General features: G+C 42.9%; 20 protein-coding genes and 1 tRNA gene. 8 read left to right on the top strand and 13 right to left on the bottom strand.

Features of this window, described 5'->3' with window-relative positions; translation table 11 throughout:
- Nucleotides 1-38 precede the first annotated feature (38 nt).
- Complete coding sequence (locus QO187_RS04635) at nucleotides 39-950, bottom strand: hydrogen peroxide-inducible genes activator (protein WP_101206008.1); 912 nt, start codon at nucleotides 948-950, stop codon at nucleotides 39-41.
- 268 nt (nucleotides 951-1218) lie between these two features.
- On the opposite strand from QO187_RS04635, the gene ahpC reads away from it, so the two are divergent.
- Entirely contained in the window at nucleotides 1219-1785 is a 567-nt protein-coding gene (gene ahpC / locus QO187_RS04630; protein ID WP_102094099.1) for an alkyl hydroperoxide reductase subunit C, read from the top strand.
- 170 nt (nucleotides 1786-1955) lie between these two features.
- On the opposite strand, the gene QO187_RS04625 is transcribed toward ahpC, so the two are convergent.
- Nucleotides 1956-2204, bottom strand: a complete 249-nt coding sequence (locus tag QO187_RS04625) for a YdcH family protein (RefSeq protein WP_057761532.1) — start codon at nucleotides 2202-2204, stop codon at nucleotides 1956-1958.
- Between the two features lie 439 nt (nucleotides 2205-2643).
- Here QO187_RS04625 and ahpF point away from each other — a divergent pair, with 439 nt between their 5' ends.
- Complete coding sequence (gene ahpF / locus QO187_RS04620; RefSeq protein WP_371547542.1) at nucleotides 2644-4221, top strand: alkyl hydroperoxide reductase subunit F; 1578 nt, start codon at nucleotides 2644-2646, stop codon at nucleotides 4219-4221.
- A gap of 258 nt (nucleotides 4222-4479) precedes the next feature.
- A complete protein-coding gene (locus tag QO187_RS04615) occupies nucleotides 4480-5928 on the top strand; it encodes a sodium:alanine symporter family protein (RefSeq protein WP_102094096.1) in 1449 nt (482 codons plus the stop codon).
- A gap of 84 nt (nucleotides 5929-6012) precedes the next feature.
- On the opposite strand, the gene QO187_RS04610 is transcribed toward QO187_RS04615, so the two are convergent.
- The 6 genes from QO187_RS04610 to QO187_RS04585 form a co-directional block, all read right to left on the bottom strand.
- Nucleotides 6013-6771, bottom strand: a complete 759-nt coding sequence (locus QO187_RS04610; protein WP_102094095.1) for a glutathione S-transferase family protein — start codon at nucleotides 6769-6771, stop codon at nucleotides 6013-6015.
- Nucleotides 6772-6969: 198 nt separating this feature from the next.
- Entirely contained in the window at nucleotides 6970-7827 is an 858-nt protein-coding gene (locus QO187_RS04605) for a bile acid:sodium symporter family protein (RefSeq protein ID WP_102078816.1), read from the bottom strand.
- A 387-nt stretch (nucleotides 7828-8214) separates the two neighbouring features.
- A complete protein-coding gene (locus tag QO187_RS04600) occupies nucleotides 8215-8547 on the bottom strand; it encodes a TIGR01244 family sulfur transferase (RefSeq protein WP_057761521.1) in 333 nt (110 codons plus the stop codon).
- A gap of 67 nt (nucleotides 8548-8614) precedes the next feature.
- Nucleotides 8615-8941 carry a beta-lactamase hydrolase domain-containing protein gene (locus QO187_RS04595; protein WP_057761519.1) on the bottom strand — a complete coding sequence of 109 codons (327 nt, stop codon included), beginning with the start codon at nucleotides 8939-8941 and terminating at the stop codon, nucleotides 8615-8617.
- Between the two features lie 236 nt (nucleotides 8942-9177).
- Entirely contained in the window at nucleotides 9178-10881 is a 1704-nt protein-coding gene (locus QO187_RS04590; protein WP_102094093.1) for a SulP family inorganic anion transporter, read from the bottom strand.
- 46 nt (nucleotides 10882-10927) lie between these two features.
- Nucleotides 10928-11215 (bottom strand): helix-turn-helix transcriptional regulator, encoded by a 288-nt coding sequence (locus QO187_RS04585; protein ID WP_057761516.1) that lies wholly within the window; start codon nucleotides 11213-11215, stop codon nucleotides 10928-10930.
- Nucleotides 11216-11593: 378 nt separating this feature from the next.
- Here QO187_RS04585 and QO187_RS04580 point away from each other — a divergent pair, with 378 nt between their 5' ends.
- From QO187_RS04580 to trxC, 3 genes are all read left to right on the top strand, one after another.
- The gene (locus QO187_RS04580) at nucleotides 11594-12466 is read left to right on the top strand and encodes an MBL fold metallo-hydrolase (protein ID WP_102094092.1); all 873 of its coding nucleotides are present in this window, start codon (nucleotides 11594-11596) and stop codon (nucleotides 12464-12466) included.
- Nucleotides 12467-12495: 29 nt separating this feature from the next.
- Complete coding sequence (locus QO187_RS04575) at nucleotides 12496-13116, top strand: class I SAM-dependent methyltransferase (RefSeq protein ID WP_102094090.1); 621 nt, start codon at nucleotides 12496-12498, stop codon at nucleotides 13114-13116.
- Nucleotides 13117-13272: 156 nt separating this feature from the next.
- The gene (gene trxC / locus QO187_RS04570) at nucleotides 13273-13710 is read left to right on the top strand and encodes a thioredoxin TrxC (protein WP_102091852.1); all 438 of its coding nucleotides are present in this window, start codon (nucleotides 13273-13275) and stop codon (nucleotides 13708-13710) included.
- Between the two features lie 206 nt (nucleotides 13711-13916).
- On the opposite strand, the gene QO187_RS04565 is transcribed toward trxC, so the two are convergent.
- The 4 genes from QO187_RS04565 to QO187_RS04550 form a co-directional block, all read right to left on the bottom strand.
- Nucleotides 13917-14312: a hypothetical protein gene (locus QO187_RS04565; protein WP_371547533.1), complete on the bottom strand. Its 396-nt coding sequence runs from the start codon at nucleotides 14310-14312 to the stop codon at nucleotides 13917-13919.
- A 166-nt stretch (nucleotides 14313-14478) separates the two neighbouring features.
- Entirely contained in the window at nucleotides 14479-14838 is a 360-nt protein-coding gene (locus QO187_RS04560) for a SirB2 family protein (protein ID WP_057761505.1), read from the bottom strand.
- Between the two features lie 74 nt (nucleotides 14839-14912).
- Nucleotides 14913-15233, bottom strand: coding sequence for a BolA family protein (locus tag QO187_RS04555; RefSeq protein ID WP_371547528.1), 321 nt, complete (start codon nucleotides 15231-15233; stop codon nucleotides 14913-14915).
- A 316-nt stretch (nucleotides 15234-15549) separates the two neighbouring features.
- Nucleotides 15550-16362, bottom strand: coding sequence for a M48 family metallopeptidase (locus tag QO187_RS04550; RefSeq protein ID WP_057761502.1), 813 nt, complete (start codon nucleotides 16360-16362; stop codon nucleotides 15550-15552).
- A gap of 530 nt (nucleotides 16363-16892) precedes the next feature.
- Here QO187_RS04550 and QO187_RS04545 point away from each other — a divergent pair.
- Both QO187_RS04545 and QO187_RS04540 read left to right on the top strand, forming a co-directional pair.
- Nucleotides 16893-16967 (top strand) — tRNA-Gly (locus QO187_RS04545).
- 210 nt (nucleotides 16968-17177) lie between these two features.
- Nucleotides 17178-18584 (top strand): Na+/H+ antiporter NhaC family protein, encoded by a 1407-nt coding sequence (locus QO187_RS04540; protein ID WP_102092577.1) that lies wholly within the window; start codon nucleotides 17178-17180, stop codon nucleotides 18582-18584.
- Between the two features lie 34 nt (nucleotides 18585-18618).
- Here QO187_RS04540 and QO187_RS04535 read toward each other — a convergent pair whose 3' ends face one another.
- Nucleotides 18619-19524, bottom strand: coding sequence for a LysR family transcriptional regulator (locus QO187_RS04535; RefSeq protein ID WP_102092576.1), 906 nt, complete (start codon nucleotides 19522-19524; stop codon nucleotides 18619-18621).
- Nucleotides 19525-19527 lie beyond the last annotated feature (3 nt).

Raw genomic sequence — 19527 nt, 5'->3', positions numbered from 1 at the left:
GTCATTTTTTCACTATGACCGTGGTAAAAATGGTTTGATTATTCTTTGTTAGCCACTGCGTCTTTAAATGCTTTATTAAACACCTCACCAAGCAAGCTAACATCATCGACACGCGCATAGTTCAGACGGGTGACAAAGGCAATATGGCGATGCGGCCCGTCTTCAGCCAATGGTATGGCAACGGCATTCTGGTTTTGCAGGTGTAGCTGATCGAGCGCCATTTCAGGCACTAGCGTTGTGCCCATATTGGCAAGTGCCATTTGAATCAAAGTGTTTAAACTGGCATCTGAGAAGCTTGATTTCATTTGTGCGCGGTCGAAATGACAAACAGACAGGGTTTGGTCAGTTAGGCAGTGTCCTTCACCAAGTAGCATGAGGTTGGCAGTTGCCAGTTCGTCAGCATTGATGGTCTCAAGCTTGGCATGTATGTCATCTTTTGGAAATACAGCAAAGAAGTCTTCACTCCAAAACTCAAAACTGTGTAGCCCATCTACCGCATAAGGTAGCGCAATAATAGCGGTGTCGATATGACCGTAGCGTACCTGTTCAAGCAAACGCTCTGTCTGTTGTTCGACGATGGTCATACGGAACTCTGGATATTGTGCACGCAGCGCAGGCAGTACTTTTGGCAGCAAATAAGGCGCAATCGTCGGAATGATACCGACAGTCATGGGATAGGCAAGCGGCGTCTGATGGCTATGAGCACGCGTGGTCAAATCGCTGACCTCAGAAAACACTCGCTGCGCCCGTGTGAGGATGTCTTGACCGATAGGGGTAATCAATACCTGTTTATTGTTGCGCTCAAAAATCTGAGTATCTAGCTGTTTTTCTAATTCTGCGATACCCAAACTTAGTGCAGATTGCGAGATATTGCAATCTTCAGCCGCACGTTTAAAATGACGATGTTTGGCGACGGCTAGGGCAAACTCAAGTTGTCGTAAAGTAATCATAAAACATCTCTGTTAGTGGGTTTTTAATGCAATTTATTATGTTTGGTCAACCTTTATAAGGTAGCAAATTACCAATTAAGCACCAATGATAAAATGTAGAGATAATAGTTTAACAAGTTTAATAAAACAAAACATCACATTAAAAACTTTTAACTGGATTAACCATAGAATTCGCGTATAGTTTGTCAGGTAGCCCAGAGAGCTAGAGGGCTAATTGAAAAAACCACATAATTAATTTCCAATTTACTTAACTATAGAGGAGCCAACCATGGCGTCTATCATCAATCAAGAAATCCCAGAATTTTCAGCAGATGCATACGTAAACGGTGAGTTCAAAACCATCACTTCAGAAGACGTAAAAGGCAACTGGGCGATTTTCCTATTTTACCCAGCCGATTTCACGTTTGTTTGCCCAACTGAGCTAGAAGACATGGCTGCTCATTATGACGAGCTACAAGGCCTTGGTGTTGAAGTATACTCAGTATCTACTGACACGCATTTCACGCATAAAGCATGGCATGATTCTTCAGAAGCTATCGGTAAAGTACAATACCCAATGATCGGCGATCCTACTGGTAAAATCACTCGTGGCTTCAATGTCATGATTGAAGAAGCAGGTTTGGCTGAGCGCGGTACATTCTTAGTAGATCCTGATGGCTTGATCCAAGTCGCTGAAATCCATGCTGGCGGTATCGGCCGTAGTGCAAAAGACATGCTACGTAAAGTAAAAGCAGCACAGTATGTTCGTGAAAACGACGGTGAAGTTTGCCCAGCAGCTTGGGAACAAGGCGGCGACACATTGAAGCCAAGTCTTGACCTAGTTGGTAAAATCTAAGTAGATATTTCATATTTAGATAAAAGTAGTGCTGTACCTTAAATCTCTGATTTAAGTCAGTGCTGCAAATAAAGACCCCATTAACATAAGTTGATGGGGTCTTTTTACGTCTTAAGCATAGGTATTGTTAGTATTATTTTTTCAGCATATCTCTAAGTATAGACGCAATATCAAGCGCGAGACTGTGCTTTATTTTTATCAATAGTTTTATAAATCTCGTCTTTGAGTTGTAGCTTTCGTCGTTTCATCTGTTCGATTTCTTCGTCGCGACTGGCATGCTTGACCACATCGTTTTCAAGCTTATTAATTTGCCTATCTAGAGTTGTATGCTCGTCAAAGATACTCGCAAAATGCGTGTCCTTTTGCTTGAGCTCATCGATAATATCACTGTGATCTTGCCATGTGTCTGTCATTGTCATGTTGTCATCCTTGTTATTTAGTGCAAGCTTAGAATAAGCGTAAGCACGTTATGGTTAAGACGCTTATGATGGTGAGACTTTGTTTGGAAGGGGTGAAAGTTTAATGGTAATAAAGATAGTTATTTCACGATATTGATAATACATATTGCTATCCATACCATTCGATTGTAGCGAAAAAATAGAATATGCACCATCACTATCATTTGTTTATGTATTTATATTTAATTATTTAAAGCAATAAACGATTGGTTTTATAAAACATAAAGTTTGAGTTTCTCAGCTTGCCGAAACTCGTTAAACGCTTGATAATAGACACATCAAAGGGCATGAGCCCACTATATATAATCTTTTATACAAAATTATTAACACCAACTATTTCATATTTAGACGTGTGGCATGACAGCTGCCGTTACATATTCAGTCATAATGAGGAACAAACATGATAGATCAGAATTTATTAGATGCCGTTAAGAGCTATAGCGAAAACATGACACGTCCAATTACCTTTGTATTGGGTAATGGTACGCATACAAAACGTGCAGAATTGGTAGATTTTTTGACCAAGATTGCTGGAACAACAGACAAAATCAACTTTGATGCAGAAGCAACTGACGATAGTTTGCCTAGTGCGATTAGTTTTAAAGTAGTCAGTCACATTGATGGCGAATCAAACGATACTGGTATCGTATTCAGCGGTATCCCAGGTGGTCATGAGTTTACGTCATTGATTTTGGCGATTTTGCAAGCCGGTGGTCATACGCTAAAGTTAGATGAAGGTATCCAAAAGCTAGTTAAGCGCTTTAATAAGCCATTACAGTTCCAAACCTACGTGTCATTGTCATGCCATAGCTGCCCAGAAGTCGTTCAAGCATTGAACCAGTTTGCGCTATTAAATGATGGTATCAGCAATGAAATGATCGATGGTGCATTGTTCCAAGAGCAAGTAGAAGCGAACAAAATCCAAGGTGTACCAGCTGTATTTTTAAACGGTAAGCCATTTGCTAACGGCCTAATCGATACTGCTAAATTGATCGGGAAGTTGCAAGAGCAGTTCCCTGATCTATTGTCAGAAGTAGAAGATGATGCTGAGCAATTAGAGCAGCAAGACGTCACTATCATCGGTGCTGGCCCTGCAGGTGTGGCTGCTGCTATTTATACAGCGCGTAAAGGCTTAAAAGTTACGATGGTTGCTGATCGTATCGGTGGACAGGTAAAAGACACGCAAGATATCGAGAACTTGATTTCAGTACCGCTAACCAATGGTACAGATTTATCGACCAATTTCGTTAAGCACTTGGCTGAATACAACATCACATTAAAAGAGCATGTGAGCGTTAAAGAAATTGGCGAGACTGAAGAAGAGAACTACAGTATTCACCTAAACACTGGTGAGACATTTAATACTCGTAGTATTATCTTAGCGACAGGTGCTCAGTGGAGAAAGCTTGGTGTACCGGGCGAAGAAGAGAATATCGGTAAAGGTGTGGCTTTCTGTGCGCATTGTGATGGCCCATTCTTCAAGGGTAAAGATATCTCAGTAATCGGCGGCGGTAACTCAGGTGTTGAAGCAGCACTAGATTTGGCAGGTATCGTCAATCACGTTACTGTACTTGAGTTCGCTGATGAATTGAAAGCTGACCAAGTACTGATCAACAAAGCGAAAGAGAAGACCAACATTGAGTTCATTACCGGTGCAGCGACACAAGAGATCAAAGCGACTGATGGCAAAGTATCGTCTATCGTCTATCAAGATCGCAGCACGGGTGAGACTCATGAGCGTGATTTATCAGGGGTGTTTGTACAGATTGGTTTAGTACCAAACACTGGATTCATCAAAGGCTTCGTTGATCTAAACCGCTTTGGTGAGATCGAAATCGATGAGCGCTGCCGTACAGATCGTAAAGGTATCTTCGCTTGTGGTGACGTAACCACCGTGCCATTTAAGCAGATTAACATTGCGATGGGTGAAGGTAGTAAAGCGGCACTGTCAGCGTTTGAATACTTGGTCATGCAGTAAGTTATTCGGTTTAGTTTCAGTATAAAAGGCCACCTCGGTTGAGGTGGTTTTTTTGTGCTATCGCATAAATACGTCTATATAGAAAAATCCTGATAATTAGAAAATGGACTCTTAAGTAAACAAATAACGCGATTTCACTCAGAAAATATCAGTATTTACGTTACAAATTCGACATTTGCATTACAAACTCGTGTTGTTGATGCAATAATGTATGCAATAAAACCTATCATAGCGTCATGAACTATAAGGAAAATAGGCATGGAATACATTGAAGCTTTTTTTGCCCTAGTCGGGGATCTAACGTGGGGCTGGGCGCTCGTGCCTATGCTAATTATCTTTGGTTTATTATTTACCATCGTAGGTAGGTTCGCTCAGTTTAAATATTTTAAACGTATGTTCCGTGTGTTCAAAACGGATGAAGTAGGAGACGACGGAATCTCTGCCCGTCAGGCGTTGCTCGTTTCTATCGGTGGACGTGTGGGCGGCGGTAACATTGCTGGTGTTGCTGTTGCCATCTCTTTAGGAGGACCGGGAGCGGTATTCTGGATGTGGGTTGTGGCCTTAATTGGCATGATGACCAGCATTGTCGAGTGTAGCTTAGCCCAGCTTTACAAGCGTAGAGACAATGATGGTAACTTTCGCGGTGGCCCTGCGACCTATATTTTACATGGGTTAGGTAAAGACTATCGCTGGCTCGCTGTCATTTATGCGATCTCGCTACTACTGTCTTTTTCTATCGGGTTTGTGGCGTTTCAGGGCAACACGGTAGCAGGCTCAGCGCTTGAAAGCTTTGGGATTGACCGCTGGATAACGGGTCTGGTTCTGGTGATTGCAGGTGGATTTATTGTCTTTGGCGGTATTCAGCGCATTGCAAAAGTAGCTGACGTTGTCATTCCTGTTATGGCATTAATCTATATCAGTATGGCACTTATTATTATTGCGTTTAACTTTACAGAACTGCCTGCACTGATGGTAATGATTGTCAAAAATGCTTTTGGCATTGAGTCTGTCGTGGGCGGTGGTATTGGTGTGGCAATTGAGCAAGGTATGAAGCGTGGTTTATTCTCTAATGAAGCGGGTCTAGGTTCTGCGCCTAATATTGCCGCCACCGCTTACGCCACTCATCCTGTTAGTCAAGGTATCTCGCAGTCACTGTCTGTGTTTATTGATACGATAATCGTATGTAGTGCCACCGCATTTATGATTTTACTGAGCGGCGTGTATCAACCAGGTGCTGAAGTCGATGGTATTGTATTGGCACAGCAGGCGCTAACGACCCAACTTGGGGATTGGGCACAGTATATTCTCACCATATCGATATTGCTATTTGCCCTAAGCTCTATTATGTATAACTATTATATGGGTGAAAATGCCATTAATTTCTTGATCAAAAAGAATATCAAAATGGCGACTCTAGTTTTGCGAGTTGTGGTGATTGCGGTATTATTCTTGGGCGCAGTGGCTCCTGCAGCAACCGCAGTGTTCTTCTTCGCTGATCCGTTGATGGGCGTGCTAGCGCTAGCAAACTTATTGGCCTTGATAATGTTATTTCCGCGAGCTAAGCGTCTACTTGACGACTTTGCAAGTCAGTTAAGATCAGGGGTTAAAGAGCCTTTATTTGATGCACAAGAGTATGAAAAGTTGGATCTCGATTTGAGCGCATGGGGTAAAAAAGCAGTGAAAGAAGCGTTAGACCAAAAACAGTAGTACCTGTAGGCTTTATTTCTCATGAAAGAAAAAACCACTTTAGCTAAGCTGAAGTGGTTTTTTTATGCAAGATACTATTTATGCCTAAAATGAATGGTTATTCGCCAATACGCCAACGACAGACAGTATTTCTCCTGCTTCATCTTCTTCAATAATTCGAGTTTCTGTCAGTGCTGATTGTTGCCACGCCTGTATGTGTGGATGATTTAGCATAGTTTGGCAATACTGCTTGGTCAGTGGCTGCAAAGCAATATCAGACGCATCAGCATAAGTCTGTAATCGCAGCACCACTGGAGCAAAAAACACATCGGATGCTGTGAAATCTCCGAATAAGAAACTGTCTGCTGAGCGACCTTTTAAACAATCGGCGTAGATGTTTTCGATACGAGCGATATCAGCCAAACAAGCACTACTTGGTTGTATCTTAGCCGTTGCTCGTATATTCATCGGCATCTCATTACGAATGCCTGTCAATCCCGAATGCATCTCAGCCACGATGCTTTGGCAATAGGCACTATTTATTCTACTTTGATTATTATTTCGTTTTTCAGCGTTAGATTTATCAATACCTGTCCAAATATCAATATCCGTAAAGTACTCATTGACATGCATCGCAATCGCTAAGGTGTCCCAAACGGTTACTTTATTATCTTTTTCACCATAGACTAAAATAGGTACTTTACCCGTTGGCGAATGTGCTTCGAGCGTTGAACGTGCTGATGGATGAAACAACTCAATAAGTTGCTCATCAAAATCAACATTGAATGCTTTGAGCAATAGCCACGCTCGTAGCGACCAAGATGAGTAGTTTTTATTCCCAATAATTAATAGCGGTTTTTCCATCATAGAGTCCTATTAAGCGATAACAGTAGCATTTTATTATGTACTCAATCTTGAGTATTGACCAGTCTATAACCCGAGCTATATTTTTATCATTTAAATCATATTACAAAAAAAGCGCCCCTCCAATGTTTGGAAGGGCGCTTATTTAGACGAGCACTTATTGAGAAGGGCGCTTTTTATTTCTCGTACTTACTACAATCAGTTCTTGTTTTTAATTAGGAAAATAACAGGCAGCGCAACGACATACATCAGCACACCGTACAAAGCAGCAGGCAGTGCTATAACTGGCAGTGTGCTCACACCCATGATGATAGGGGCTAAGGTAATAGCCGTCGTACTATTTTGGATACTGGTTTCTATTGAGATGGTTTTGGTATCAAACCAGCTGAGCTTTAGGACTCTAGAGATTAAGATGCTAATAGCAAATAAAATAGCAATGATAAAGACCAGCTCTAAACCAATTTGAGTGAACTGTGATTGTAGTAGTTGCCAGTTAGAGGCAATAGCAGCAAAGACAATTAGTACAAAAAACACGCTGGCCAAGCCGTTTAGAAGGCTGCTACGACGTACCATAAAGTCAGTAAATTTGTGGCGAGCAAGCATACCAAGAGATACTGGCAATGTGGTCAATAAGAACATGACTAAGCCAATCTTTATCGCGCTAATAGAGTTCGCCTGATCTTTCATAAAATGATCAAAAGCCAACGTAATTAAAATGGGCAATGTAATCACCGACAATATGCTGACCACACCGGTCAACGCGATAGAGAGCGCGACATTTCCTTTGGCATAGTAGGTCAACATGTTGCTAGTGACGCCACCGGGACAAAAACTAATCAGCATAATCCCAAAAGCAATCGCTGGTGGCGGAGCCGTCACTAACACGACTGCTAGCGCAACCAACGGTACCAACACAACTTGATTGATTAAGCCAACAAAGAACGCTTTCGGATATTTGGCAATGACCTTAAAATCACTCAGTTTTAGCCCTGCTCCTAGAGTGAACATAATGTAGGCAAGGGCTAGTGGCAGTAATGCTAGCGCGGTATTATTCATCAAACATTCCTTGTAAAACTAAAATGCCATATCAAGATGGCTTTTTGAAAGTAAATAGCAGCGGGGCAACCTTGTCATCAGGCAGCTGCTCACAATCCATGTGTTTAGGTATTTAATCGTCTAGCTAATGAGGTGTCTTAACCACTAAGCTAGATCAAGCCTATCAAATGATAATAGCGGTATTACGCTCGTATAGTAACCCACTTGTCGTGACTATTGAGGTTGGTCGAGGTTGTTGGAAGCTATCGGGAAATGATTAGGCAGTGACTAGGTAGTGATTGAGTTGTTTGTGGCTAATGACACTTTGAGCATAATGATACGCACAGTAAAAAGCCCACAAGATTCTGTGGGCTAAATACGCTAACTTTCTAGTCTACTTATGCTGCACTAGTCGTCTAGTAAATCCATTTGCTTGGCTGCTTCATAGATACCGTTTGAGCGGTTACCCGTGCGGCAAAAAATCAGCATTGGCTGCTCAGCTTGATTAAAGAAATCTGCAAACGTTTCAACGTGAGTTTGATTTAGCTCATTACCTGCAAAAGAAATCTCTTTATAAGCAAGACCAGCTTCTTTGGCGGCTGCTTCGATTTCGGCACTGGTTGGCTGATTTGGCTCTTCACCATCAGGACGGTTGTTAATAATGGTTTTGAAACCATTTTCGGCAATCATAGGCACTTGGTCAGGCGTGATTTGTCCGGTAAAGCTAACTTCATGGCTCATAAGAGCTCCTTGTTTTTATTGGTGTTGTTGGGTTTATAAAACGTGTTAGTTCGAGCGACGGTTATCGTTATAACAGACCTTGCATCAATGCGCTTTGGTATAGTAGCTTGGCACGTGCACCAGTGCCACAAAACATTAATATAGGCTTGGGCATGGAGTGATAGAAATCGGCAAACTGCTCGACCGTCAGCATACTTAAGCGCTCATCATCAAACGGCAGATGCTGATACGCTAGGTTTGCCTGTTCGGTAGCCGTTGCCAAATCGCAGCTATTAGGCTGTGTCTCAATCTCGGCATCTGGCCGAATATTAAGCACTGAACGATAACCAAGCTCAGCAATCTTAACGCATTGACTTGGATATATTTGCTTATAAATCGTTAAATCATCGGTCATAAAATAGATTCAGTTATATTTGTTAAGGTATATTTATTATTGAAGGTTAGGCTAAGAATATCAAAAGACTATAAATCAGCATTTTTTAGGCCGATTTCTAGGTTAATTGATTACTTATTTAGTGCGTCTAGCATAACACAGGCGCTATCATAGCGATATTGTGTTGTAGGCGACAATAGTAATTGAGGTTGAGCGAAATTAATGTATCAGCAACTTTGTTGTGGTCAAAATATAGATTACTTTAACGCATCGACAGCATCTAAGGTGCTTAGATAGACTTGTCCTGATAGCTCGCTAATCAATGGGGTGTGACCGATGATGTCCATTACAGGACCTTTGATAAAGCTGAAATGTAAGCGCTTATTCTGTAACGCCAATTCGTGGTTCAAGGTACAAAGCATTTCTTGAGCGGTCAAATCTATATGGTTGACGGCGGCCATAATCAATACGATTTCATTGGCATCGGGATATTGCTGCATGGCATTGAGGATGCGTCGATGTACAGATTCACTATTACCAAAGAACAAACTCTCATCGATACGCAACATCAATAAATTGCTAAAAGTTACGACGTCATGGCGATTGATATTACGAAAATGTCCTGTACCGCCCAATTGTCCAACGATAGCCACGTGCGGCTTACTCGACTGCCAGATGAGACTGGCGAATGACACCATTAGACCAATGACCAGTCCCGTGTTTAGCCCAAATATCAGAACACCGACGAACGCGGCCAAAAAGCTAGCACCATCTAAGCGATCACGCTGCCATGCAGATTTCAACGTCGCAATATCTATCAGGCCAATGATAGAGGCCATGATAGTTGCGCCCAGTAGTGCATAGGGTAGTGGGGCAAGTACATTGCTAAAGGCTATAAGCGCGGCAATCATTACCAGTACGGTGACGAGACTGGCAAGTGGTGTCTTCGCGCCGGAGTCGGCATTGATAGCCGTACGCGAAAAACCACCAGCAACCGCAAAACTTTGGAACAGTCCACCAGACAGGTTGGCCAGACCCAGCCCAGTCAGTTCACGATTGGCATCAAAACTCTCACCACGCAAGCGCGCATAGGTACTGGCAACTGAACTGCTCGACACAAATACGATCAGTGCCATCAATCCTGCTGTGGGCAAGAGTTTGAGTGCTTCTTGTAAGTCTGAGATATGCGGTAACGTAAAGCTCGGCAGCCCCTGTGGAATACGACCGATGGTCGCGACACCATATGTGCTCCAATGCAGTGCCATACTGAGTACGATGGCGATGCCAAGTAAAATAAGCGGGAATAAGCGCTCTGCCCATTTGGCATACGACGATGATAGCCACGTCTGCCATATCCATTCACTTGCATAGCGATTGGCAACCAATAGCGCAAATGCGGTAATACCGATAGCTAAGGTCAATGGATGCAGCTGGCTGGCATAGCGTTGCATGGTAGATAGATACCCAATCAAACTATTGCCAGTGACCGGAATGTCTGTCAGATATTTGAGCTGACTGACAAATATAAGAACCGCTGCACCGCTTACAAACCCTGCGGACACACCGCGACTGATAAACTGCATGATCCAGCCAAGTTTTAACCGTCCTGCAATCCATAGCAGTGCACCTACCATTAGTGCCAATAGGCTGGCCATCAGTGCATACTGTTCAGTGCCTTGCTCAGCATAAGGCAGTAGGCCACTGGCTGTCATGATGGCGGTAATGGCAACGGGACCTACGGCTTGCACGTTGCTAGAGCCGAGCCACGCATAAACGAGGACAGGTACGATCGCTGCATATAGGCCATAGACAGGCGGCAGTCCTGCAAGCACCGCGTAACCTAGGCTCTGCGGTATGACCAACACGCCCACCACTATGCCTGCGACGAGATCAGTCGGCAACGCTGAGAGCTGGTATTGACGCAGCCAAGCTGGAATCAGACGAGCGACGATAGAGGACATATCAATCACCACAGTAGATAGTACAAATAATTAGGCGAGGGCGGCGTTATTCTGCTTTGGCACAAAAACGTTGATACAGCAGATCGAGTACAGCTAGCGCATCCTCGCTTGCGATACTATAGTAAATTTGCTTACCTTCGCGGCGTGTGGCGACCAGCTCGTCTTTGCGCAATATACCCAATTGCTGCGATAAGCTCGGCTGTCCAACCCCGACCAAATCCTCCAGCTCACCGACGCAATATTCACCTTGGGTCAATTGACAGAGAAGAAGTAGGCGATCAGGGTGCGATAGCGACTTTAGTAGTTGGCTGGCTTGTAGCGATGCTTGCTGCATTTGCTTGGCAAGATCGGCAGGTACTAAATCTGCAGTATCAGATGACCCATCGTCAGTAGTACTGCGAGTAGGTGTACCTTCGGCTGAAATAGAAGTAGTCAGAACAAATTCCTTACATTAGAGGGTAACAGATACCATGATGTTTTGAACAATATATAGTTGATTATCAATGATATCACGCCATATAGCAAGTTATCATTAATTACATTATATAAATTGATAAATTGTATGGTGGTTGTTATATTGGTGGCATCAGATAAGTCGTAGGAACGCATTATATACGACTGAATATCATACTTAAGGGTTAATTAAAGATAAAAATTCCTATAACCAAAATATGTATAAATAACTTATGTATAAATAATTGAAGAGGCCGCCATGCAAGTTCATTCTTTTTTAGATAACGATACAGAAACCTATACCCACGTACTTGCTGATACTGAGCAAAAATTATGCGCCATTGTCGATCCTGTATTGAACTTTGATGCTAAGTCAGGCCGAACCAATACCAGCAGTGTCGATGAAGTGATTGAGTTTGTACGTGAGCAGGATTGGACGCTCAAGTATATTATCGAGACCCATGCGCATGCAGATCATTTATCAGCGGCCATCCATGTAAAAGAAAGCCTTGGCGGACAATTAGTCATCGGTCAGCATATCACCGAAGTACAAAAAATCTTTAAGCAAATTTTTAATTTTGACACTAGTTTCCGCACTGATGCCAGCCAGTTTGATATTTTAACAGATGAAGGCGAGACCTTAGAGCTTGGCAATATTACTATCACTGCGATGTATGTACCTGGTCATACATGTGCCGATATGGCCTATCTAGCCGCTGATGATGAAAAAACAGTGGTATTCGTTGGAGATACGTTGTTTGCGCCTGATGTCGGTACAGCGCGCTGTGATTTCCCTGGTGGCGATGCCAAAACGCTTTATCAGTCTATTCAGAAGCTGCTAGCACTTCCTGAAGATACCATCATGTATCTGTGTCATGATTATCCGAGCAAAGGTCGTCAGCACTGCCCAACGACGACAGTAGCCGCACAAAAACTAGAAAACATCCATGTCAAAGACAGTATAAACGAAGCGGAGTTTGTGCAGATGCGTGAGCGCCGTGATGCGACTTTAGATATGCCTCGCCTTATCATTCCTGCTGTACAAATCAATATCGATGCCGGACGCTTTCCAGAAACAGAAGATAATGGTACACGCTATCTAAAAGTTCCGATCAATGTCCTTGGTGGATAAATTAAATAATGCAATAACTGGAGAGAGCAATGAACCCTTACGAGCGCTATGTGTTGCCAAAGATGATAGATATTGCCTGTAGTACGGGCAATGTCATGAAAGCACGTTCCAAAATTGTTCCGCAAGCGCTCGGTAAGGTGTTGGAGATTGGCATTGGTAGCGGTCTGAATTTGCAGTTTTATGATGCTAATAAAGTCTCTTCTATTATCGGTGTGGATCCAGCGGCTCAAATGCAGTCGCTGGCTCGTGAACGTGCAGCTGACATTGGCATTCCGGTTGAAGTGATAGCCGTCGATGTAAAAGGTATCCATGCTGATACGGATCAATTTGATACGATTGTGATGACTTTTACCTTGTGTAGCATTGATGATCCAGTGGCGGCGCTTCGAGAAATGGCGCGCGTGCTAAAACCTAGCGGTCGCTTACTATTTTGTGAGCACGGACTGGCACCAGATTTTTCTGTTGAGCGTTGGCAGCATCGATTGACACCTTTTTGGAAGCCTATAGCAGGTGGGTGTCATTTAGATCGCGATATTCCGGCGCTTATCAGAGAAGGTGGGTTTGTCATTGATGAGTTGAGCGAAGCGTATTTGCCTGGTCCACGACCAATGAGCTATGTGTATAGCGGTGTGGCACAGCAACTGGCATAAAGGATAAGCCCAATTAACTATGCTAAAATTATTTATGTAATCAATCAACGCAACGACTACAGCTATAACTACAGCAAGCAACGTAACTAGCTTTTATATAAAATGGTTCATGAACAGTATTTGAAATAACAAAATAATTAGAATAGGAATTAAATAATGAGTGAGCAAAGTTTTCATCTAGTATGCCCACATTGCCAAGCAACCAACCGTGTGCCTGCTGCACGATTAAGCGCTGCGCCAAAATGCGGTAAATGTGGTCAGCCATTATTGACTGCTAGTCCGCATGAGCTAAATGCGCAAACAGCCAATAAGGTTATTCAAAAAAATGATGTGCTGACTATCGTGGATTTTTGGGCTAGTTGGTGTCAGCCTTGTATCATGATGGCGCCAGAGTTCAAGAGCGCTGCTAGCCAATTACCGCAAGTAGTCTTCGCTAAGGTACAAACGGATAAATACGAGCAGGCAGCCGCTCCTTACAATATTCGCAGCTTGCCAACGATGGTTGCTTTTAGAAATGGTAAAGAAGTCGCGCGACAATCAGGCGCGTTACCAAGTCATCAAATCATCCAATGGGTGCAAAGCTTACAGTCGTAGTATTAGTCAGGCTAGATTACTTTTTCTCCAAGCTATCTAAGCGCTCATGTTTTCTTACAAAAAACCGTAGCTATTATAAAAAAGCCAATATGTGATCTGCATATTGGCTTTTTTTCTATTTCATGTACTATTTTATGGTGTCATACACTATTTTACGGTATCAGGCACTATCTTAGTCGTTTAGATAGCTTTGCATTTGCTTAATTTTACTCACCATAAATCTTGATGCCATTGGCAAAGCTACAACGCTGAATGCGCGCCGACTGGACAATTGCATCACGCTCACCGTAGAGACGCGATAATTTTGCATCGCGTGCTTTGGTATTGTTACTTTTGCCTAGACCAAAGCTGATATTCGGCGAGATACCCCAGCGTCCTGCAGAGACGCCAACACCGACGCCTGATGCCGATAGGGTCGATTGCTCATTGCGAGCCGCTTCGACATAGCGGTTGACGCGAATGTACTCTTGGCTAAGTGCTTGGCAATTATAATTTTGATAAGTACTTGGCGGTACATATTGCGGGGTAATGTTACCAGTAGAGGCACAGCCTGAGAGCGCAAAAATGCCAGCTAGTAGTGTCGCTGTCGTAAACGTTTTCATAATGGCTCCAGTAGGCTAAGTGATTGTATTTATATCTATTTAAGATAGCAAAAATAGCGCAATTAAGATATTGAAAATCCATCGATGATGAAAAATTTTCGCATCGTATCATCAACATATCGACAGCTTTCTAAAACGGTTGCTTATTAAAACAGAAAATCGCTTATTAAAATAAGTTTGCTGGTTTGGCAAAGGCAAGTATTACGATCCCGATATAAGCAACGGCAGCAATAAGGATACCTGTTTTTCTTTGTACAGGTGTCGCATCAACCTTAAACGCTTTAATACTTGAGCTAATAGCAGCGATCAGTAAGATAATTTTGGCAAATACCCACTGTACAGGAGCGTTGGCACCCATCAATTGCATTAGCATCATTGCCCCTGATAGGATAAGCAGGGCATATATGATATGTGTGGCTATTTTGACTGCTCGTGGTGCGCGGCGGTCTGCGCTGAGTACTAAGTAACTTTGATATAAAAATAGCGCAACAGTCAGCGCTGCCATCAGCATATGTAGATGTTTCATTGAATATTGCTCCCTCTAAAACTGCAGTATATAGGCTAATTTAGAATAGTTAGTTGCGAGTCAAACATAATCGTCTATTTGTTTTGACCAGCACATAATGGACTCGCAGGGCTTTGACCTTGCCATTCTGTCGGAGTATAGGCATGGATGGCGAGGGCATGTACTTGGCCGCCTTGTGAAGTGAGCAAAGGCGCGACTAGGCCATATATCAGCTGATGACGCCCGACCAGTCGTTTGCCGTCAAATGCATCGCTAACGATAGTGAGCTTAAAGTGGCTTTCTTTACCTTCAAAGTAACCAGCATGCGACATCGACTCATTTATCAGTTCGATATGCTGCGGCTCTAGCGCCTGTAATTCGGCATGAAGTGCGTCGGCAGTAGGTGTGGTACTCATAACAATCCTTCAATGTATTTTGCGCAATTTGATTGAGCAATCTGCAAATAATATTTATCGGCATTATAACAGACACAGTAAGTGGGATAGCGTGCGATTGCCAAATGGACCAATTGCAAACCCTGCCGATTACAATGCTTATCAACTACAATGCTTATCAACTGCAATGCTTATCAACTGCAATGCTTGCCAATTATAAAGCCTGTAATGTCTGGCTATAACTAAAAAAGCAAAGCACAACGCTTTGGCTGTACTTTGCTTCTATGATATCTAAATGCGCACTGCTAAAGCGTAGGAGTAGCTAATTATCTACTTATTAGCGGCGCGACTGTTGATATAGAGGCGTAACTTTTGGCATCAATGACTGTAACTCTGCGATACGGCTGCTGCTCGTTGGGTGAGTGCTGAGGAATTGTGGTGGCTCACCTTGGCTTGCTTTTTGCATTTTTTGCCAAAGCGTAACAGCCGCCTGAGGGTTATAACCTGCACGTGCCATCAGCTCAAGACCGATCTGATCAGCTTCACTTTCTTGAGTGCGGCTGTGGGGTAGGCTCAAGCCTAAATTACCCGCAGTACCAGCTAACTCAGCCTGTCCTTGTGATAAGCCAAATATACTAGCAGCCAGACCAATACCAGTTTGGGTTGCATACTCGCGTGATAGACGCTCGCGTGAATGCTCACGTAGTGCATGAGAGATTTCATGACCCATGATGGCAGCAATCTCATCATCAGTAAGGTTCAAACGGTCGATGATGCCTGAATAAAACATAATCTTACCACCCGGCACCACAAATGCATTTAAATCGTTAGACTTGATAGTGTGTACTTCCCATTGCCACTTGGCTGCATCTGCGCGGTAGACGCCAACTTGACCAACTAGTCGGTTGGCAATATTTTTTAAGCGGTTTAGCTGAGCGGTATTGGTATCTAACACACCTTTTGATTTTGCGTCTTGTATTGTTTTGGCATAGCTTTGGGCAGATAATGCCAATACTTGCTCACTAGACACTAATAGCAACTGCTGACGATCAACACCAACTGCGCCAGAATTGGTAGTGCTGGTACAACCAGTTAAAGTCAGTGCTGACAACGAAGCGGCCATCACTGTCGTGGTTAATAACTTCTTCATAAAAATATCCTCTCTATAAGATGGAAAAACATAAAGTCAAACAAGTTAAAGAATAGTGCAGCAGATGTGGGAGCCGTGTTTATTAATCTTTTAGTAGTGCTCATTTATCCGCTTAAACAGTAAAAGTTTACCTTAACTGCCATTGGACATAAGTATAATAATGTTAACCACCTAAAACCAAGATAGGAAAAGTAACAATAAAGCGTATGATTGTAAGTGCGATATGTTTTTATTAGAGTGAAAATAGTGCGTTTTTCTTTTATAGGTTGTCTTATGACCACTATAAAGCCAAGAGAAATGAATCCCAGACTTAAAGCTCTATAGTTAATGTGAAATATTTTTCATTTAGCTAAAATTAATTCCTGTTTTTAAATCAATTGCTTATGTTGATTTATCCGATAAAAAGGGCATTTAGCTAAAAATATTAGAAATAAATTCTAAAAAAGGTGTTGACACCCACAGAATATTTGCTAAAATAGCCAGCCTATCGAGACGGAGTAGTTGTTAACAACGCTACGGATTGGTACTAAGCGGGAATAGCTCAGTGGTAGAGCATAACCTTGCCAAGGTTGGGGTCGAGAGTTCGAATCTCTTTTCCCGCTCCAAATATGGCTTGAAAAAGCGCAAAAAGCCTCACTTCACAGTGAGGCTTTTTTTTATGTGTAAAATCTGTCCTAAGTCAGCTAATAGCGAAAACATAGAAATCAAAAAATAAAGCTAACTATAAGTAGGATAGAGATTATCAATATTGAAGAATAGATGCGCACACCAGAATACCTGAACGAATTAAACCTATAGCAACATAAGGGCATCCAATGCCACCAAAACCCCTCACATTAATCAGTGCTAAGCTCGCCTTTATCATATCCGCCATCGTCATCGGTATCATGGGTATCACCATGATCGGCTTTGGCTGGGTACCGCACCTGTCTCTTATCTTGGCTATCTGTGTACTACTGGCTATTGGTATGTACAAAGGTTTGAGCTTTGATGACATGCAAGCGCAAATGGCCTCAGGTGTCATGCGTGGTATTGGTGCCATCTACCTGTTCTTCTTTATTGGACTGATGGTGGCGGCTTTGATGATGTCGGGTGCGATTCCAACGCTGATGTATGTAGGCTTTCAGCTGATCTCACCTGAGTACTATTACATTTCTGCCTTTATTTTGACCTCTATTATCGGTATTGCCTTGGGTAGTAGTCTAACTACAGCTGCGACTTTGGGTGTTGCGTTTATCGGGATGAGTAACGCCTTTGATGCCAACGTGGCGATAGCAGCAGGGGCAGTAGTATCAGGTGCGTTCTTTGGTGATAAGATGTCACCATTGTCTGATACTTGTACTATTGCGTCCTCTGTCGTTGGTATCGATCTGTTTGAGCACATTCGCAATATGATGTATACGACAGTACCTGCATGGATACTGACAGTTATCTTGTTTTGGATGTTCTCTGGACAGACGACTAGTGCTGATCTGAGTCAAGTAATCATATTGCAAGGACAACTGATAGACAGTGGTCTAGTACATGGGTATTCGGTATTACCCTTTGTGGTATTAGTCGGATTGGCACTGTTTCGGGTCAATGCAATTTATACGATTATCTGTACCATTGCCGCGGCACTGATCATTACTTATATCCATAGTTCACCAAGCTTTGGTCAATTGGGTGGTTATCTGTTTGCAGGCTATGCCCCTGCTGAGTCATTAGAGTTAGGTGAGGTAGGTGGTATGCTGTCGCGTGGCGGTGTACAGAGTATGTTCTTTACCCAGGCGATTGTGATACTAGCCTTAAGCTTAGGTGGTCTATTAACGGCACTAGGGATTCTACCAGCACTGCTATCTGGTATTAAGGATGCGTTGACGACTTCAGGGCGAGCGATCTTTGCGGCAGCGATGTCTGCATTGAGCATTAACGTGCTGATCGGTGAGCAGTATTTGAGTATCTTGTTGTCAGGTACAGCATTTCGGTCAACGTTTGAGCGTCTACATCTACATCCGAAGAATTTGTCTCGGACGATTGAGGATGCAGGAACGGTGATTAATCCGCTGGTACCTTGGAGCGTGTGCGGAGTATTTATCAGTCAGGCGTTAGGGGTGCCGGTATTAGACTATCTGCCTTATGCATTCTTCTGTTATTTGTCACTGCTATTGACACTGCTATTCGGGTTTACGGGGCTGACGATTAGTAGAGTAAAAGAGGGGAAGGTGACTCAAAACCAGTAACAATTGATATCGTTAGGGATAATAAGAGTGTTGATTAATACTGATCCCAGTACGGATTGTCACCGAATTGCTCTGCAATAAAATCAATCAAGTAACGACAACGCTGCGACAAAAAACGATTCTTTGGATAAACAGCATAAGCGGTTAGGGTTGGCAGTTGATAGTGTTGGAAGACAGGTATAAGCTCGCCCAGCGCCAGTTGTTTATAAGCAATAAAAGTCGGCACAAAGGTAATCCCATGCCCTTTGACTGCCAAATCTACTAAGAACTCACCATTGGTGGCTTTGATTTTGGCATCTATCGTACGATGATGACTTCTGCCTTCAGTATCCACCAAGTTTATACTATTGGTTTGACCGAGACTGTATTGCAACAGCGCATGGTTGTCTAAGTCGTCTAGCGTTTCAGGCGTGCCCATTCTTGCCAAATAGTCGGGACTGGCGCAAATCACACAACGAATCAATGCCAACTTTTTTGCTTGATAGCTAGAATCTTGTAGCTCCCCGATTCGAATGGCCAACTCATAGCCTTCTTCAATCAAATCAATACGTCGGTCAGAAAAATCCAGATCGAATCTCAGATTGGGATGTTTATTGGCGTATTTATCAATCACATCGTTCAGATGCATGAGTCCAAAGGATAACGGCGCTGTCATCTTCAATGTGCCTTCGATACGCATAGGAGCGTCAGTAGCATGCTCATTGACAGCGTCAACCGCACGCAAGATATTATTCACTTGCTGATAATATTGCTCACCAGCTTGCGTCAATTTAGATTGGCGGGTAGTACGGCTGATTAATTGACTGCCTAAACGCTCTTCCAATTCTTTGAGTCGGCGACTGACGGCTGATTTTGCAATATTTAACTGCTCAGCAGCCTTGGTAATACTACCTGCCTCAACAATGCGTACAAACATCGCCATGTCTTCTAATTGACCCATTAT

Origin of the sequence: Psychrobacter sp. Arc9 (genome assembly GCF_041431295.1) — a bacterium.
In the GTDB taxonomy this organism is placed as follows: domain Bacteria; phylum Pseudomonadota; class Gammaproteobacteria; order Pseudomonadales; family Moraxellaceae; genus Psychrobacter.
This window is presented reverse-complemented; position numbering and strand designations above follow the sequence as displayed.

Bases quoted from the DNA above. Each gene is read 5' to 3' on its own strand.
- QO187_RS04635 (WP_101206008.1), bottom strand. From the start codon at position 950: ATGATTACTTTACGACAACTTGAGTTTGCCCTAGCCGTCGCCAAACAT.
- ahpC (WP_102094099.1), top strand. From the start codon at position 1,219: ATGGCGTCTATCATCAATCAAGAAATCCCAGAATTTTCAGCAGATGCA.
- QO187_RS04625 (WP_057761532.1), bottom strand. From the start codon at position 2,204: ATGACAATGACAGACACATGGCAAGATCACAGTGATATTATCGATGAG.
- ahpF (WP_371547542.1), top strand. From the start codon at position 2,644: ATGATAGATCAGAATTTATTAGATGCCGTTAAGAGCTATAGCGAAAAC.
- QO187_RS04615 (WP_102094096.1), top strand. From the start codon at position 4,480: ATGGAATACATTGAAGCTTTTTTTGCCCTAGTCGGGGATCTAACGTGG.
- QO187_RS04610 (WP_102094095.1), bottom strand. From the start codon at position 6,771: ATGGAAAAACCGCTATTAATTATTGGGAATAAAAACTACTCATCTTGG.
- QO187_RS04605 (WP_102078816.1), bottom strand. From the start codon at position 7,827: ATGAATAATACCGCGCTAGCATTACTGCCACTAGCCCTTGCCTACATT.
- QO187_RS04600 (WP_057761521.1), bottom strand. From the start codon at position 8,547: ATGAGCCATGAAGTTAGCTTTACCGGACAAATCACGCCTGACCAAGTG.
- QO187_RS04595 (WP_057761519.1), bottom strand. From the start codon at position 8,941: ATGACCGATGATTTAACGATTTATAAGCAAATATATCCAAGTCAATGC.
- QO187_RS04590 (WP_102094093.1), bottom strand. From the start codon at position 10,881: ATGTCCTCTATCGTCGCTCGTCTGATTCCAGCTTGGCTGCGTCAATAC.
- QO187_RS04585 (WP_057761516.1), bottom strand. From the start codon at position 11,215: ATGCAGCAAGCATCGCTACAAGCCAGCCAACTACTAAAGTCGCTATCG.
- QO187_RS04580 (WP_102094092.1), top strand. From the start codon at position 11,594: ATGCAAGTTCATTCTTTTTTAGATAACGATACAGAAACCTATACCCAC.
- QO187_RS04575 (WP_102094090.1), top strand. From the start codon at position 12,496: ATGAACCCTTACGAGCGCTATGTGTTGCCAAAGATGATAGATATTGCC.
- trxC (WP_102091852.1), top strand. From the start codon at position 13,273: ATGAGTGAGCAAAGTTTTCATCTAGTATGCCCACATTGCCAAGCAACC.
- QO187_RS04565 (WP_371547533.1), bottom strand. From the start codon at position 14,312: ATGAAAACGTTTACGACAGCGACACTACTAGCTGGCATTTTTGCGCTC.
- QO187_RS04560 (WP_057761505.1), bottom strand. From the start codon at position 14,838: ATGAAACATCTACATATGCTGATGGCAGCGCTGACTGTTGCGCTATTT.
- QO187_RS04555 (WP_371547528.1), bottom strand. From the start codon at position 15,233: ATGAGTACCACACCTACTGCCGACGCACTTCATGCCGAATTACAGGCG.
- QO187_RS04550 (WP_057761502.1), bottom strand. From the start codon at position 16,362: ATGAAGAAGTTATTAACCACGACAGTGATGGCCGCTTCGTTGTCAGCA.
- QO187_RS04540 (WP_102092577.1), top strand. From the start codon at position 17,178: ATGCCACCAAAACCCCTCACATTAATCAGTGCTAAGCTCGCCTTTATC.
- QO187_RS04535 (WP_102092576.1), bottom strand. From the start codon at position 19,524: ATGGGTCAATTAGAAGACATGGCGATGTTTGTACGCATTGTTGAGGCA.